We start from the raw sequence: 14,692 nt of genomic DNA, 5'->3' as shown, positions 1-14,692 counted from the left end.
CCCGGTCAGTCGATGAGTTCGACGAGTGTGGCGTTGGCGGTGCCGCCGCCTTCGCACATGGTCTGCAGGCCGTAGCGGATCCCGTGGTCGCGCATGTGGTGGATCATGCGGGTCATCAGGACGGCACCGGACGCGCCCAGCGGGTGGCCGAGTGCGATGGCGCCGCCCAGCGGGTTGAGCAGGGCCGGATCGGCGCCGGTCTCGGCGAGCCAGGCGAGCGGCACGGGCGCGAAGGCCTCGTTCACCTCGAAGACGCCGATCTCGGAGAGACCGACGCCGGCTTTCGCGAGCACCTTCCCGGTGGCCGGGATCGGGCCGGTCAGCATGAGCACCGGGTCGGCGCCGACCACCGCGCCCGAGCGGTAGCGGGCGACAGGGGTGAGTCCCAACTCCCCTGCCTTGTCCGGGGTGGTGACCAGGAGGGCCGCCGCGCCGTCCGAGATCTGGGAGGCGTTGCCCGCGTGGATCAGGCCGTCGTCGAGGAAGGCGGGCCTGAGCCGCGCCAGCTTCTCGGCGGTGGTGCCGCGCCGTACACCCTCGTCGGCCTTCACTCCCTCCACCGCCACGATCTGTGCCTCGAAGGCGCCGCTGTCCTGCGCGGTGGCCGCGCGTTCGTGGGACAGGGCCGCGAACTCGTCGAGGCGGGTGCGGGTGAAGCCCCACTTCTGGGCGATCTTCTCGGCGGAGAGTCCCTGGTTGAAGGAGAAGTCGTGGTAGCGGGCGAGGACTTGGGGCCCGTACGGCGTCCCGGTGGCCCGCGCCGAGCCGAGCGGCACCCGGCTCATGACCTCGACCCCGCCGGCCACGACGACGTCCTGCTGGCCGGACATGACGGCGTGGACGGCGAAGTCGAGGGCCTGCTGGCTGGATCCGCAGGCCCGGTTCACGGTGGTGCCGGGGACGGTCTCGGGCCAGCCGGCGGCGAGGACGGCGTAGCGGCCGATGTTGCTGGACTGGTCGCCGACCTGGGAGACGCAGCCCCAGACGACGTCGTCGACGAGTGCCGGGTCGAGGCCGGTGCGTTCGGCGAGGGCGTTCAGGACGACGGCGGAGAGGTCGGCCGCGTGCACGCCCGACAGGCCGCCGTCGCGTTTCCCGACCGGGGTGCGGACGGCCTCGACGATCACTGCTTCGCGCATGAAGGGTCCTCCGTAGCGGGCTGGCGGAACCAGCGGCCGGTGAAACGCGGTTCTCGCTTCTCGGCGAAGGCTGCGTAGGCCTCGGTCACGTCGGTCGAGGCGAAGTTCGCCGTCTGGGCGCGGGCCTCGGCGGCGAGCGCCTCGCGCAGGGTGCGGCCGGTGCCCTCGTTGAGGAGCGCCTTGGTCTGCGCCTGGGCGACGGGTGGCCCGGCCGCCAGCCGGTCGGCGAGGCCGGCGACGTACGCGTCGATCTCGTCGGCGGGCACCACCCAGGTGACGAGGTTCAGCGATCGGGCCTCCTCGGCGTCGATCGTCTCGGCCAGCAGGGCGAGTCGCTTGGCCTGCTGGAGTCCGGTGAGCCGGGGCAGCAGCCAGGAGCCGCCGCAGTCCGGGGAGAGGCCGCGGCGGGTGAAGATCTGGGAGAACCGGCTCTCCGGCGTGGCCACCACCAGGTCGCAGCCCAGCGCCAGGTTCCACCCCGCGCCGACCGCCGCACCGTCGACCTTGGCGACGGTCGGGACGGGCGACTCGTGCAGCAGCAGGGCGACCTCGTTGAGGTCGCGCACCTTGTCCAGGGGGTGCCGGGGGTCGGCGGCGCCGCTGGTGAGGTCGGCGCCGGAGCAGAAGGCTCCGCCGGCGCCGGTGAGGACGAGGGCCCGTACGGCGGGGTCGTGGGAGGCCTCGGTGAGCGCCTGGCGCAGCAGTCCCCACAGGTCCCGGTCGACGGCGTTCCTGCGGTGCGGGCGGTTCAGGGTGAGGGTCCGTACGCTGCCGCTGTCACTGGTCAGGAGGGCGGGCGGCGCGGTCATGTGCCGTTCTCCGACTCCGGTTCGTGGCAGCCGAGTTCGGCCAGGATCCGCTCGGTGTGCTCGCCGAGCGCGGGGACGGCGCCCATCGGCGGGTCGTAGCCGGCGATGACCGGGGGTGGCAGCAGGGCCGGGACGGGCCCGGCGGGGGTGTCGATGCGGCGCCAGCGGTCGCGGGCTGCGAGGTGGGGGTGGGCGAGTACGTCGTCCGGGGTGTTGTAGCGGGAGTTGCCGATGCCCGCGTCGTCGGCGCGCTGCTGGATGTACGCCAGCCGGTGACGGCCGCACCAGGCGCCGATCTCGGCGTCGAGCAGCTCGCGGTGGGTGACGCGGCCGGGGTTGGTGCGGAAGCAGTCGTCGGCCGCGAGGTCGGGGCGTTCCAGCAACTCCCGTGCCAGGCGCTGCCATTCGCGGTCGTTGGTGGTACCGAGGACGACCGTGTGACCGTCGGCGGTGCGGTAGGCGCCGTACGGGGCGACGGCGGGCGAGCTCATGCCGAGCGGCTGCTGCCAGTGACCCGCGTGGCGGGTGTAGGTGAGCGGATAGCCCATGAGTTCGGTCATGGTGTCGAACATGCTCACCGCGACGGCTCCGCCCGGCTTGCCGCGGCGCTCACCGGCGTACAGCAGCGCCACGATCGACAGGGCCGTGTAGAGGCCGGTGCTGGCGTCCGCGATGGGCGGGCCCGGTTTGGCCGGGGCGCCGGGGTGGCCGGTGATGGCGCAGACGCCGGACTCGGCCTGGACGAGCAGGTCGTAGGCGCGTTTGTGGGAGAGCGGGCCCCCGGGTCCGTAGCCGTCGATCTCCACCGCGATCAGGTCGGGGTGGCGGGTCGCCAGGTCGTCGGGGGCCAGGCCCAGTTTGGCCGTCGTGCCGGGGGCGAGGTTGGAGACCAGCACGTCGGCGCGGTCGAGAAGGCGGTGCAGGATTGCTGTCCCGGCCTCGGACTTGAGGTCGAGGGCGAGGGACTCCTTGCCCCGGTTGGCCCAGACGAAGTGGGCGGCGAGGCCGCCGACCACGTCGTCGATGTGCCGGGCCGAGTCGCCGCCGTCCGGGTTCTCCACCTTGATGACCCGGGCGCCGAGGTCGCTCAGGACCCGGGTGCACAGGGGTGCGGAGACGGCCTGTTCCAGGGCCACCACCGTCACGCCGGAGAGGGGTCCCGGAGTCGAGAGCGGTTCCGGCGTCATCAGATCACCAGGCCGCCGTCGACCGGCAGGACCTGGCCGGTGACGAAGGAGGCCGCGTCCGAGGCGAGGAAGACGAAGGCCCCGGCGACCTCGTCGGGTTCGGCCCAGCGGCCGAGCGGGATGCGGGCGAGCATGCCGGCGGCGAACTTCTCGTGGGTGCGGATGGTCTCGGTCATGGGGGTGGCGGCCAGCGGTGCCAGGGCGTTGACCTTGATCTGCCGTCTCGCCAGTTCCCTGGCCATGGACTTGGTCATGCCGATCACCGCGGCTTTGGCGGCCGAGTAGTTGACCTGGCCGAGGGTGCCGGTCAGGCCCGCGGACGAGGTGACGTTGACGATGCGTCCGGTGCCGTCGGTGGGCAGGTACGGGAGGGCGGCCTGGGAGCAGGTGAAGGTGCCCAGGACGTGGATGTCGAGCAGTAGGCGGAAGGTGTCCTCGTCGAGGTCGGGGAACATGGCCGGCGCGGTGACGCCGGCGTTGTTCACGAGGATGTGCAGGGTGCCGTCGGCGAGTGCGGCGGCCCGGGAGACGGCGTTGTCGGCGGCGGTCCGGTCGCGGACGTCGAGGGGAGCGCTGTCGGCGGTGCCGCCCGCCGCCGTGATCTTCCCGGCGACGGCCGCGACGGCGGTCGGATCGACGTCGGTGACGAGGACGGCGGCGCCGGCCCGGGCAAGGGCGTGGGCGACGGCGGCGCCGATGCCGCCCGCGGCTCCGGTGACCAGCGCCGAGCGTCCCGTGAGGTCGAACAAGTCGGTGCCGTTCGCCACTACTTGCTCGCCGCCGCTACGGCCGCGCGGGCCCGGGCGCGGAAGGCCTCCAGCTTGTCGACGGGTTCCTTCAGCTGGCGGCTGCGGGCCCGGATGCTGACGTCGTGGCCCGCTGCGGCCCTGCGCAGGGCGCCGACGGTGGCCTGTTCACGGGGGATGTGCGCGAACGGGTCGAAGGAGTACCAGCGCATGGCGTTCTCGTGGGTGATCTTCACGGTGTCCGCGTCCGGGACGGCGAACTCGGTGAGGACGCCGTGCAGTTGCTCGGGGGCGTCGGGCCACAGGGAGTCGCTGTGCGGGTAGTCGCCCTCCCAGCAGATGTTGTCGATGCCGATGTCGTGCCGCAGCTTCACGCCGAGCTTGTCGGTGATGAAGCAGGTCAGGAAGTGCTCGCGGAAGACCTCGGAGGGCAGCTTGCCGCCGAAGTCCTGGAGGGTCCACGCGGCGTGCATCTCGAAGGTGCGGTCGACCCGCTCCAGGAAGTAGGGGATCCAGCCGGTGCCGCCCTCGGAGAGCGCGATCTTCAGGTCCGGGAAGTCCTTGAGGGTGCGCGACCAGAGCAGGTCGGCGGCGGCCTGGACGAGGTTGATCGGCTGGAGGGTGATCATCACGTCGGGCGGTGAGTCGACGGCCGGGATGGCGAGGCGCCCGGAGGAGCCGATGTGCACCGACAGGACGGTGTTCGTGTCACAGGCGGCCTGCCACACCGGGTTCCAGTAGGGGTCGTGGAAGCTGGGGTAGCCGAGGGCGGCCGGGTTCTCGGGGAAGGTCATCGAGTGGCAGCCCTTGGCGGCGACCCGGCGCAGTTCGCCCGCGCAGAGTTCGGCGTCCCAGATGGCGGGCAGGGCCATCGGGATGAAGCGGCCGGGGTAGGAGCCGCACCACTCGTCGATGTGCCAGTCGTTGTAGGCGCGGACGAGGGCGAGGGAGAAGTCGGAGTCCTCGGTGGCGAACATGCGGGCCGAGAAGCCGGGGAAGGACGGGAAGTTCATCTGGGCGAGGACACCGCCGGCGTTCATGTCCTTGACGCGTTCGTGGACGTCGTAGCAGCCGGGGCGGATCTCGTCCATGCCCTGCGGGTCGAGGCCGTACTCCTCCTTGGGACGTCCGGCGACGGCGTTGAGGGCGGCGTTTCCGACGGTGTTGTCGCGGAACTGCCACACGTCGCTGCCGTCCTCGCGGTGGACGAGTTTGGGGGCGTCGTCCAGGTACCGCTTCGGGAGGTGGTTCACGAAGATGTCCGGCGGCTCGATGACGTGGTCGTCGACGCTGATGAGGATCAGGTCGTCCTTGTTCATGCGAGGTCCCTTTCGCTGTGAAGCCGGTGGGTGCGGGTCAGTCCGAGGCGGGGAGGGGTTTGGCGGCCTTGAGGGTCATGGGGACGCCCGCGCAGGCGAGTTCGCCGGTGCCGGGGCTGGTGCAGAGCAGTTCGAGGGTGTCGTCGGCGTCGGTGTAGCGCTTGCCGAGGAGGGTGACGGGGTCGCCGGTGGCGGCGGGCGGGGGCGGTGCGGTGGATGCGGGGACCATGGGGGCGCCGCCGCAGGTCAGGGCGGGCTGTCCGGCGGCCGGGGCGCGGACCACGACGACCCGGGTGGTGCACACCGTGCTGGCGAGCTGGTCACCGGGGCGCAGCGTCGGTGCTGGTGAGGTCATGGTGCGGGTCCCTTTCGGACAGGCGGTCGGCGAGCACGGCGAGGTCGTAGGACTGGCGGGCCATCCAGAACCGCAGGAAGCCGGTGAGCGAGTAGCGCAGGAACAGCGCGGCGCCGACGACCGTCCCGGCGATGCCGCCGAGGCCGAGGGCGAGGGCGTCGCGCTGGTCCAGCGGGTTCTGGGTGTTGTGCGAGACGAAGTACGCCGACACCGCGAGGACCAGGCCGACGGCCATCAGGGCTGCGCCCAGGCGCAGCCAGAGACCCGCGCGGGCTGCGGCCGGGTCGGGGATCCGGAGGTCGGCCAGCTCGCGGACGAAGCGGTCCGCACGGGAGTCGGTGGGCGGCTCGGTGGGTGTCATGCGGAGCTCCCGAGGTAGAGGGCGGACAGTTCGTCGCGCAGCCCGCCGTCGGGGCGGCCCTGGCGTTCGATGCGGCCACGTACGAGGACGGCGGCGTGGTCGGCGATGCCGAGGACCGCGGCGGCGAACTGCTCGACGACCAGGACGGCGACGCCCTGCCGGGCGATCTCGGCGACCTGTTCGTAGAGCCGGGAGACGACCAGCGGGGCGAGTCCCATGGAGAGTTCGTCGAGAAGCAGCACGGCCGGGTCGGTGGCCAGGCCCCGGGCGAGGGCGAGCATCTGCTGTTCGCCGCCGGAGAGCGTCCCCGCCGCCTGGCCCGGCCGTCTGCCGAGGGCGGGGAAGCGGGCGTAGGCGATCTCCTCGATCTCCGCGCGGGTGCGGCCGGTGAAGGTCATCATGAGGAGGTTGTCGCGGACCGAGAGGCTGGGGAAGACCCCGCGTCCCTCGGGGATGAGGCAGACCCCGGCCCGGGCCAGGTCGCGGGGGTCGGCGCCGGTCATCTCCCGCCCGCCGAGCAGGAGTTGCCCGGAGAGCGGCGGGTGCAGTCCGGCGGCGACGTGCAGCGTGGTGGTCTTTCCGGCGCCGTTCGGGCCGAGCAGCGCGACGACCTGCCCGGCGCCGACGCTCAGGTCGACGCCGTGCAGGACGGTGATGCCCTCGTGGGCGGCGCGCACGGCGCGCAGTTCGAGCAGAGCGTTCACACGTCCCCCAGGTAGGCCGCGAGCACCGTCTCGTCGTTGCGGATCACCTCGGGCGGTCCTACGGCGATGACCTTGCCGAGGTCGAGTACGTACACCTCGTCGCAGACGCCCATGACCAGCCCCATGTCGTGCTCGACCAGGACGACGGCGGTGCCGTCGGCGGCGATCGAGCGCAGCAGGTCGGCGAACCGGTCGGTCTCCTCGCCGTCCTGCCCGGCGGCGGGCTCGTCGAGGAGCAGCAGCGCGGGGCGTACGGCCAGGGCGCGGCCGACCTCGACCAGGCGGGCGACGCCGGTGGGGAGGTTGTCGGCGCGGGTGTCGGCGATGCCGGTCAGGCCGAGCCGGTCGAGCAGTTCGTCGGCCAGGGGTGCCGCCCGCCGTCGTCCGGGGCCGAGTTCCGCGGCGACGAGGAGGTTGTCGCGGACGCTCAACCGGCCGAAGAGTTCGAGGCGTTGGAAGGTGCGGGCCAGTCCGTGCCGGCAGCGGCGGGCGGGGCCGAGGCGGGTGACGTCCCGGCCGTCGAGGGCGACCCGGCCCGCCGAGGGCCGGCGCAGTCCGGAGACGACGTCGAACAGGGTGCTCTTTCCGGCCCCGTTGGGCCCGATCAGGCCGGTGATCCGGCCGCGGTCGGCGCTCATGGCGACCCCGTCCAGGGCGCGGTTGCCGCCGAAGGCGACGGTGACGCCGCTAACGTCCAGCAGTGGCACGGACCAGCACCTCCCCGTCCTCGGGACGCCAGGCGCGGCGTACGCCCCACCACTCGACCGGGACGTCCTGCCCGGTCTCCGGCTGCCTGCGGGCGGCGGCCCAGGCGCGCAGCGCGAACCCCACGACCAGCGAACCGGTCAGGAACGTCCAGCCGTCGATCGCGCCGGTCAGCCGCAGCACCCAGCCCAGGGCCAGGGCGCCGAGCAGGACGGGCAGGGCGGCCGGGTCCCGGCCGAGGGGCCCCCACTGGCGACGGAACCTGGCCACGATCCCCTCGGGGCTGTGCCCGAGCCCCATTCCCGCCAGGGCGGGCAGCAGGGCGACGATGTTCTGCGTCCAGGAGGCCATGCCGGTCAGGATGTTGGGGCCGAGGTAGGCGGTGCCGGTGAACAGGCCGGTGCCGACCGCGCCGAGGCCGCCGATGACGGCGACGAGGAAGATCGGCAGTCCGGCGACGAGGTTGAACTGCTCGGCGGTGATGGCGCGTTGCTGCATGCCGTAGAGGGCGCCGCCGAGTCCGGCGATGCCCGACGACAGGGCGAACACGGCGACCTTGGTCAGCAGCAGGTTGCCGCCGAGGGTCGCGTACGCCGCCTCGCTGTCCCGCAGGGCGATCAGGCGCCGTCCGAAGCCGCCGCGGCGCAGCCACGCGACCGCGAGGGAGGCGAGGCCGAGGCAGACGGCGGCGAGGACGGTCAGGTCGGCGGCGGAGTCGAGATGCCATCCGAACAGGTCGGGCCCGCTCATGTCCACCGAGCCCTGGTCGAAGAGCGAGATGCGCAGACCGAGGAGGTGGAAGGCGGGCAAGGTGAAGATCCACCGGTCGAGGATCACCGCGAACGCCGCCGTTCCCAGCGCCAGGTACACGCCGGAGAACCGCAGCGCGGGCACCGCGATCAGCGCCCCGGCGGCCCCGGCGACGGCGATCGCGGCGGCCAGCGCCCACAGTTCGCCGTGCGCGCCGAGGTGTCCCCAGACGACGGCGCCGATGCCGGCCATGCTCAGCTGGCACAGGGAGATCTGCCCGGCGTACCCGGCGAGCGGGACGTAGGACAGGGCGACGACGCCGAGCGAGAAGATCGGTCCGTAGGTGACGAGGTCGGCCTCGTCCAGCACCGTGGCCAGGACCACCGCGAACGCGACGGTGGCGGCGGCGAAGACGGCGGTGCCGCGCAGGCCGGGCGCCGGGACCTGGACCAGCCGACGGTCGCGGTGGCGCAGTCGGGGATGGCGGAAGAGGAGCAGGGCGAGGAAGAGGAGTAGCGCGGGGGCGGCCAGCCGCAGGCCGGGCAGGTACGGGTTCTGCGGGAGGTAGCCGGTGAGGTAGCTCTCCATGCAGCCGACGACGACCGCGCCGGCGAAGGTGAGCGGCAGGCTGCGCAGCCGGCCGAAGACGGCGGCGGTGTAGGCGCTGACGATCAGGAGGGAGAGCTGGGAGGCGTCCAGAGCGACGGTCGGGGCGATCAGGATGCCGCCGATCGCGGCCAGTTGGGTGCCGAGGATCCAGGCGACGCGGCCGGCCCTGACCGGGTCGGCGCCGGTGAGCCGGACGAGGGCGCGGTCGTCGACGGTGGCCCGCATCTCGGCGCCGGTGCGCGTGCGGGTCAGCAGGAACCACAGGGCGACGGCGACCGCCACCGCTACGGCCATGGTGAGCGCCTGGTGCCAGGTGAGGGTGGCCGGGCCGAGGTGCAGGGGCTTCTCGTCGGCGAAGAACACCGTCAGCGGGCGGGGGACGTTGGGGTCCCAGATCCAGCGGGCGGCGGCGATGGCGCCGCTGAGCAGCGCCACCGTCATCACCAGGCGTTCGGCCTCGCCGAGCCGTTGCACGGGCCGCATCAGGACCCGTTCGACGGCGAGGCCGAACCCGGGCGCCAGCACCAGGAGCACCGCCACCAGGGCCACCGGCACGGGCCAGCCCCAGCCGACGGTGAACTGCCAGTAGCAGAACGCCGCCAGCATGCCCGCCGCCCCGTGCGCGAAGTTGAACACGCCGGTGGTGACGTAGGTGAGCACCAGGCCGCTGCCGATCACCGCATAGATCGCCGCGGTGCTCAGGCCGACGATCCCGAAGGTGAGGAACTGCTCCATCTGCTTCAGCCTCTACTTCACATCGCTCATGCTCTTGCCGACGTCGGCGAGGGTGAGGGGCTTGCCGTAGGCGCCCTTGAACTTGTAGGTGGGCGCGTCGCAGCGGTAGGCCCCGGTGTTCGGCGCGAAGTCCGCGGGCTGCCAGCCCTTGGACGTGGCCTTCTCGACGTTGAAGCACTCCAGCGGGGCGTCGGCCTGGGACAGGTCGACGGGAGCCAGCAGTCCGCCGCCGGTCCACGCGCTCTCCTTGCGGGCCGCGTTGTAGACACAGGTGCGCGTCAGCTGGTCGCCGCAGGAGGAAGCCGCCTTGGCGAACAGCAGCCAGGCCGCGAAGCCGCGGACGCCGGGCATGGTGGGCTGCGCGTTCGGCGCGTACTTCTTGTAGAGGGAGACGAGTTGCCCGGTCGCGGGGTTGTCGGCGGCCTTCTCCAGCGGATAGACGCCACTGAGGTCGGCGAAGTTGTTCTGGTAGTCCAGGGACTTGCCGGCGAGTTGGATGAAGGGCGCGCCGTAGGCGTTGTTGTTGGCGTCGATCCAGTCGAGCTTGTAGTCCATACCGGTGAGGATCTGCTCCAGCTTGGCGAGGCTCGCGAAGTCCCCGAGGAACACCAGGCCCTTGACGCCCTTGCTCTTGATGGCCTGGGCGTAGGGCGTCCAGTCGGAGACCCCGGCGGCCGGGTACAGGTCGTGGTAGGTGATCTTCGCGCCGGAGGCCTTGAGGCTCTCCTGGGCGCGGGCGTCGATGACCTTGCTGACCGCGGCGTCGCCCGCGATGGTGCCGACGGCGCCCGCCGACTTGGGGTAGGCGGTCTTGAGCAGCCACTGGTAGTAGCCGGGGTAGCGGTCGTAGGACGCGCCGCCCGTCTCGTTGAGCTGGAGGTCGGAGCCCTGGTTCTGGATCTGGCTGACCTGGGCGGGGAAGTCGGGCAGCAGGCACTTGAGCCGGTCCTGCACGCCGAGGGCGTCCAGCGCCGCGCCGCCGCCGACGAGCGCGAAGTCCGACTGGCAGGCCTCCAGCATCCGCTGGCGGACCTCCATCAGCTTGGAGTCGCGGGTGGTGGCGACGAGCTTGCGGCCGTCGATGCCGCCGGCCGCGTTGCACCAGGAGGTGAACACCTCCGCGGCGTCCACGAATTCGGAGTTCTTGGTGAAGCCGACGTCGGAGAAGACGCCGAGCTTGATGGTGTCGGCGGTGACGCCCTGGGTGGGCGCGCTCTTGGCGTCGCCGGGTCCGCAGACGTTCTTCAGGTCGCCGAAGTCGCCGCCCGCGGCCTGCTGGGCGGCCTTGGTGGGGGTGGCGTCGCCGTCGCCCGACGTGCCGGCGCTGTCGTGGCCGCCGCATCCGGCGACGGCGAACAGCGCTGCCGCCGCGAGGGCGACGGGGATTGCCTGGACTCTCACGGGGTTCCTCCTCGGTGGTGTTCCCCGGGCTGCTGCGTGCCGCCGGTCAGTCGGCCGGCACGGCGAAGGTCTTGAGCTCGAGGAACTCCTCGAGGCCCGCGACGCCCATCTCCCGGCCGATGCCGGACTGCTTGAACCCGCCGAACGGGGCGTCGGCGGCGAAGTAGTTGCCGCCGTTGATACTGAAAGTGCCGCTGCGGATCCGGCGGGCCACGGCGGTCGCCCGCTCGGCGTCGGCGCCGAGCACCGCGCCGGACAGCCCGTACACCGAGTCGTTGGCGATCCGGACGGCGTCGTCCTCGTCGTCGTAGGCGATAACGGCGAGCACCGGTCCGAAGACCTCCTCCTGGGCGATCTCGGCGGCCGGGTCGACGCCCGCGAGCAGGGTGGGCTCGTAGAAGAAGCCCTCCCCGTCGACGGGACGGCCGCCGGTCACCAGGCGGGCGCCGGCGGCGACGGCCCGCTCGACCATGCCGTGCACCTTGGCCCGCTGCTTCTCGCTGATCAGGGGGCCCATGTGGGTCTTGGGGTCGGCCGGGTCGCCGTACCTGACCTTGCCGAGCATGGCGGCGACCAGGCCGACGATCTCGTCGTGCCGCTCACGCGGGACCAGCAGGCGTGAGGTGAGGGCGCAGCCCTGGCCGGAGTGCGAGCAGATGGTGAAGGCGGCGAACATGGCCGCGTTGGCGAGGTCGGCGTCGTCGAGCAGGATCATCGCGGACTTGCCGCCGAGCTCCAGGAAGACCCGCTTCAGGGTGGCGGAGGCGGCGGCCATGATCGCCTTGCCGACCGGGGTCGACCCGGTGAAGGTGATCATGTCGATGCCGGGGTGGGTGGTGAGCAGTGCGCCGGTCTCGGGTCCCGACGAGGTCAGGACGTTGACGACACCCGGCGGGATGCCGGTCTCCTCGGCGATGATCCGGCCGAGCGCCAGGGTCGTCCACGGGGTGTCCGGTGCGCCTTTGAGGACGACCGTGCAGCCCGCGGCGAGCGCGGGGGCGAGCTTGGCGAGGGCCAGCTGGTTGGGGAAGTTGTACGGCAGGATGGCCGCGACGACTCCGGCGGCCTCCTTCTCGATCCAGCGGCGGTGCCGACGCCCCCGGCTCTCCAGGACGGGCAACTCCTCGCGGAAGGGGTGGTGTTCGAGGAGATCCGCGTAGTACTTGACCATCTCGATCGGTTCGTCGAGCTGGGGTCCGTGGGTGAGGGCGCGGGGTGCGCCCACCTCGGCGATGGTCAGGTCGCGCAGTTCCTCACGGTGCGTGTGCAACGCGTCGTACAGGCTGCGCAGGCAGCGCAGCCGCAGCTCGCGGTCGCGCATCCAGTCGGTGGTGTCGAACGCGCGGCGGGCGGCCGTCACCGCCGCCTCGACATGACCGGTGTCCGCGTCGGATGCCGTCCCCAGCACCTTCCCGGTGGACGGATCGACGGTCTCGAACGTGCGCTCCGCGCGCACCAGCCGTCCGTCGATCAACAGCCGGTCCTCATGGAAAAGACTCACGGCTCCCCATCTCTTCTGGGTGTCACAGGTCCTGCCTGCCTTGGCCCTGCCTGCGGTGGAAAGTAGCTTCTCGTTAGATGAGAAGCAACCATCCGCACAGGAGAATTGGGCAATCACACGGGACCGGGAGGAATCATGCCCGGTCAGCGCGGAGGAGCGGCGACCGCCGGGCCCGAAGAGCCGCGCCCGACGGTTGACGCCGCCGTGGCGCGGGTGAAAATCTGAAACTCGCATCCGAGAATCCCATTCTCGGAAGACTCTGCCGAGGGAGCCCGCATGCCGCCTCGTCTGCCTCCGCTGCCGGACGACCAGTGGGACGACCGGACCCGTGAGGTGCTCGCCGCCCTGCTCCCCCGGCGCATGCGGAACGCCGAGGCGGCCGGCAACGCGATGTCCACGCTCGTCCGGCACCCCGACCTGACCGCGGCCTTCCTCCCGTACAGCACGTACCTCCTGGTCGGCTCCACCCTCCCGGAGCGGCTGCGCGAGCTGGTCGTCCTGCGGGTCGCGCGGCGCCGGGACTGCGCGTACGAGTGGGCCCACCACGTCCTCGCCGCCCAGCAGTGCGGTCTCACCGAGGCCGAGATCGAGGCCGCGGGCCAGGGCAAGGCGGACGATCCGCTGGAGAGCACGGTGCTCCGGGCCGTCGACGAACTGGAGGACGGCTCGGACATGTCCGACGGCACCTGGGCCGCGCTCGCGGAGCACCTCGACGAACGCCAGCTGATGGACCTGGTGTTCACCGTCGGGACGTACGCCCTCATGGCGACGGCCTTCAACACCTTCGGCATCCGGCCCGAACACGACGCGCGCGAGCGTGCGGAAAGGAGGCGGGCCCGTGACCACTGACGAGACCACCGCCGACCTCGTCGAGATCCAGCAGCTCCTCGCCCGCTACGCGGTGACCATCACCCGGGGCGACCTGGACGGGCTGCTCGCGGTCTTCACCCCCGACGGCACCTACAGCGCGTTCGGCGACACCTACCCCCTCGCGGAGTTCCCCGCGCTCGTCGCGGCGGCTCCCAAGGGGCTGTTCCTCACCGGCACGCCCGCCGTCGCGCTGTCGGGAGACACGGCGACCGGCACCCAGCCGCTCTGCTTCGTCGAGCAGACCACGCACGAGATGCGCATCGGCTACTACAACGACACCTATGTCCGCACCGCCGACGGCTGGCGGCTGCGCACCCGGGCCATGACCTTCATCCGGCGCAGCGGCGCCCACGACTCGGGGCGCCCGCACGCGTTCGGGCGCCCGGCGGTATGAGCGCGTTCACCACGGCGGCGGAGTTCCGCACCGCCCTGCGCGCCTGGCTGGACGAGCACGACCTCACGCCCGGCCCCGACCACTCCCTGGACGCGCAGGTCGCCCAGCTGGCGCGGGTCCGCCGGGCCCTGTTCGACGCGGGCTGGATGCGGTACGGCTGGCCGGAGGAGGTCGGCGGCCTCGGCGGACCGGCGGTCCTGCGGGCGGTGCTGGGCGAGGAGGTCGCCACCCGCGGCCTCGCCGAGCCCGGTATCTACTCGATGGTCGAGGTCCTCACCCCCACCCTCGTCTCCTACGCCCGCCCCGAACTGGCCGCGGACATGGTTCCGTTGCTGCTGAGCGGCCGGGAGCAGTGGTGCCAGGGCTTCTCCGAGCCGGGCTCGGGCAGCGACCTGGCCTCGCTGACCACCCGGGCCGTGCCCCGGGACGACGTCTGGGTGATCAGCGGGCAGAAGGTGTGGACGAGCCTCGCCCAGTACGCGGCACGGTGCGTCCTGCTCACCCGCACGGCCCCCGGCCACGACGGCATCACCGCGTTCTTCGTCGACATGAACACCCCCGGCATCACCGTGCGGCCGTTGCGCACGATGCACGGCGTCGACGAGTTCGCCGAGGTCTTCTTCGACGAGGTCGTCGTGCCCGCCGACCGGATGCTGGGCCGCCCCGGCGACGGCTGGCGGCTCGCGATGGACCTGCTCCCGCACGAGCGTTCCACCTGCTTCTGGCACCGGGTCGCCCACCTCTACACCCGCCTCGACCGCCTCCTGGCCGAGACCGACGCGACGGACGACGCGGACGACTCGGCCCTGGGCGCCGCCTACCTGGGCCTGCACACCGTCCGCTGCCGCTCCCACGCCACCCAGCAGCGGCTCGCCGCGGGCGCCCGGCTCGGCCCGGAGACCTCGGTCGACAAGGTGCTGCTGGCCACCGCCGAGCAGCAACTTTTCGAGACGGTACGGGACTTGCTGCCCGGGGTCCTGGAACTGACCGACTCGCCCTGGCGGTCGGAGTACCTCTACGCGAAGGCGGCCACCCTGTACGGCGGCACCGCCGAGATCCAGCGCAACATCATCGCTCGCCGGCTGCTCGACCTGGGGAGGGAGTGAC

At 72.2% G+C, this 14,692-nt stretch carries 15 protein-coding genes; 3 read left to right on the top strand and 12 right to left on the bottom strand.

Translation table 11 applies throughout. The features are described 5' to 3' along the window. Window positions 1-5: 5 nt before the first annotated feature. Genes AB0D74_RS36670 through AB0D74_RS36615 form a run of 12 tightly spaced genes read right to left on the bottom strand, consistent with a single transcriptional unit; the run spans window position 6 to window position 12,321 of the window. The gene (locus AB0D74_RS36670; RefSeq protein WP_362596559.1) at window positions 6-1,139 is read right to left on the bottom strand and encodes a thiolase family protein; all 1,134 of its coding nucleotides are present in this window, start codon (window positions 1,137-1,139) and stop codon (window positions 6-8) included. Further along, window positions 1,124-1,948, bottom strand: coding sequence for an enoyl-CoA hydratase (locus AB0D74_RS36665; RefSeq protein ID WP_362596557.1), 825 nt, complete (start codon window positions 1,946-1,948; stop codon window positions 1,124-1,126). The genes AB0D74_RS36670 and AB0D74_RS36665 overlap by 16 nt, the downstream gene beginning before the upstream one ends. After that, window positions 1,945-3,135 carry a CaiB/BaiF CoA-transferase family protein gene (locus AB0D74_RS36660; protein WP_362596555.1) on the bottom strand — a complete coding sequence of 397 codons (1,191 nt, stop codon included), beginning with the start codon at window positions 3,133-3,135 and terminating at the stop codon, window positions 1,945-1,947. Before AB0D74_RS36660 ends, AB0D74_RS36665 begins: the two co-directional genes overlap by 4 nt. After that, window positions 3,135-3,884, bottom strand: coding sequence for an SDR family NAD(P)-dependent oxidoreductase (locus tag AB0D74_RS36655; protein WP_362596553.1), 750 nt, complete (start codon window positions 3,882-3,884; stop codon window positions 3,135-3,137). Before AB0D74_RS36655 ends, AB0D74_RS36660 begins: the two co-directional genes overlap by 1 nt. Before the next feature lie 17 nt (window positions 3,885-3,901). Then, on the bottom strand, window positions 3,902-5,200 hold the full coding sequence (locus AB0D74_RS36650) for an amidohydrolase family protein (RefSeq protein ID WP_362596551.1): 1,299 nt from the start codon (window positions 5,198-5,200) through the stop codon (window positions 3,902-3,904). 37 nt (window positions 5,201-5,237) lie between these two features. After that, window positions 5,238-5,555, bottom strand: coding sequence for a hypothetical protein (locus tag AB0D74_RS36645; RefSeq protein ID WP_362596549.1), 318 nt, complete (start codon window positions 5,553-5,555; stop codon window positions 5,238-5,240). Continuing rightward, window positions 5,521-5,916, bottom strand: coding sequence for a hypothetical protein (locus tag AB0D74_RS36640; RefSeq protein ID WP_362596547.1), 396 nt, complete (start codon window positions 5,914-5,916; stop codon window positions 5,521-5,523). The genes AB0D74_RS36645 and AB0D74_RS36640 overlap by 35 nt, the downstream gene beginning before the upstream one ends. Beyond that, window positions 5,913-6,620, bottom strand: coding sequence for an ABC transporter ATP-binding protein (locus AB0D74_RS36635; protein ID WP_362596545.1), 708 nt, complete (start codon window positions 6,618-6,620; stop codon window positions 5,913-5,915). The genes AB0D74_RS36640 and AB0D74_RS36635 overlap by 4 nt, the downstream gene beginning before the upstream one ends. Continuing rightward, on the bottom strand, window positions 6,617-7,327 hold the full coding sequence (locus tag AB0D74_RS36630; protein WP_362596543.1) for an ABC transporter ATP-binding protein: 711 nt from the start codon (window positions 7,325-7,327) through the stop codon (window positions 6,617-6,619). The genes AB0D74_RS36635 and AB0D74_RS36630 overlap by 4 nt, the downstream gene beginning before the upstream one ends. Beyond that, on the bottom strand, window positions 7,308-9,419 hold the full coding sequence (locus AB0D74_RS36625) for an ABC transporter permease (protein WP_362596541.1): 2,112 nt from the start codon (window positions 9,417-9,419) through the stop codon (window positions 7,308-7,310). Before AB0D74_RS36625 ends, AB0D74_RS36630 begins: the two co-directional genes overlap by 20 nt. A 12-nt stretch (window positions 9,420-9,431) precedes the next feature. Further along, window positions 9,432-10,820: an ABC transporter substrate-binding protein gene (locus AB0D74_RS36620; RefSeq protein ID WP_362596539.1), complete on the bottom strand. Its 1,389-nt coding sequence runs from the start codon at window positions 10,818-10,820 to the stop codon at window positions 9,432-9,434. Between the two features lie 46 nt (window positions 10,821-10,866). Next, complete coding sequence (locus AB0D74_RS36615; protein ID WP_362596537.1) at window positions 10,867-12,321, bottom strand: aldehyde dehydrogenase family protein; 1,455 nt, start codon at window positions 12,319-12,321, stop codon at window positions 10,867-10,869. Window positions 12,322-12,597: 276 nt separating this feature from the next. On the opposite strand from AB0D74_RS36615, the gene AB0D74_RS36610 reads away from it, so the two are divergent. The 3 genes from AB0D74_RS36610 to AB0D74_RS36600 are packed head-to-tail and all read left to right on the top strand — an operon-like array spanning window position 12,598 to window position 14,691. Beyond that, a complete protein-coding gene (locus AB0D74_RS36610) occupies window positions 12,598-13,170 on the top strand; it encodes a carboxymuconolactone decarboxylase family protein (RefSeq protein ID WP_362596535.1) in 573 nt (190 codons plus the stop codon). Beyond that, on the top strand, window positions 13,160-13,585 hold the full coding sequence (locus AB0D74_RS36605) for a nuclear transport factor 2 family protein (protein WP_362596533.1): 426 nt from the start codon (window positions 13,160-13,162) through the stop codon (window positions 13,583-13,585). Before AB0D74_RS36610 ends, AB0D74_RS36605 begins: the two co-directional genes overlap by 11 nt. After that, window positions 13,582-14,691, top strand: coding sequence for an acyl-CoA dehydrogenase family protein (locus AB0D74_RS36600; protein WP_362596531.1), 1,110 nt, complete (start codon window positions 13,582-13,584; stop codon window positions 14,689-14,691). The genes AB0D74_RS36605 and AB0D74_RS36600 overlap by 4 nt, the downstream gene beginning before the upstream one ends. Window position 14,692 lies beyond the last annotated feature (1 nt).

It is taken from the genome of Streptomyces sp. NPDC048278 (genome assembly GCF_040652195.1).
Classification (GTDB): Bacteria; Actinomycetota; Actinomycetes; order Streptomycetales; family Streptomycetaceae; genus Streptomyces.
Note: the sequence above shows the minus strand (reverse complement) of the source record. Positions and strands in the feature narration are given on the sequence as shown.

What these genes read in the sequence shown, in the direction of transcription:
- AB0D74_RS36600 (WP_362596531.1), top strand. Translation starts at nt 13,582, where the DNA reads ATGAGCGCGTTCACCACGGCGGCGGAGTTCCGCACCGCCCTGCGCGCC.
- AB0D74_RS36640 (WP_362596547.1), bottom strand. Translation starts at nt 5,916, where the DNA reads ATGACACCCACCGAGCCGCCCACCGACTCCCGTGCGGACCGCTTCGTC.
- AB0D74_RS36660 (WP_362596555.1), bottom strand. Translation starts at nt 3,135, where the DNA reads ATGACGCCGGAACCGCTCTCGACTCCGGGACCCCTCTCCGGCGTGACG.
- AB0D74_RS36665 (WP_362596557.1), bottom strand. Translation starts at nt 1,948, where the DNA reads ATGACCGCGCCGCCCGCCCTCCTGACCAGTGACAGCGGCAGCGTACGG.
- AB0D74_RS36610 (WP_362596535.1), top strand. Translation starts at nt 12,598, where the DNA reads ATGCCGCCTCGTCTGCCTCCGCTGCCGGACGACCAGTGGGACGACCGG.
- AB0D74_RS36670 (WP_362596559.1), bottom strand. Translation starts at nt 1,139, where the DNA reads ATGCGCGAAGCAGTGATCGTCGAGGCCGTCCGCACCCCGGTCGGGAAA.
- AB0D74_RS36650 (WP_362596551.1), bottom strand. Translation starts at nt 5,200, where the DNA reads ATGAACAAGGACGACCTGATCCTCATCAGCGTCGACGACCACGTCATC.
- AB0D74_RS36625 (WP_362596541.1), bottom strand. Translation starts at nt 9,419, where the DNA reads ATGGAGCAGTTCCTCACCTTCGGGATCGTCGGCCTGAGCACCGCGGCG.
- AB0D74_RS36645 (WP_362596549.1), bottom strand. Translation starts at nt 5,555, where the DNA reads ATGACCTCACCAGCACCGACGCTGCGCCCCGGTGACCAGCTCGCCAGC.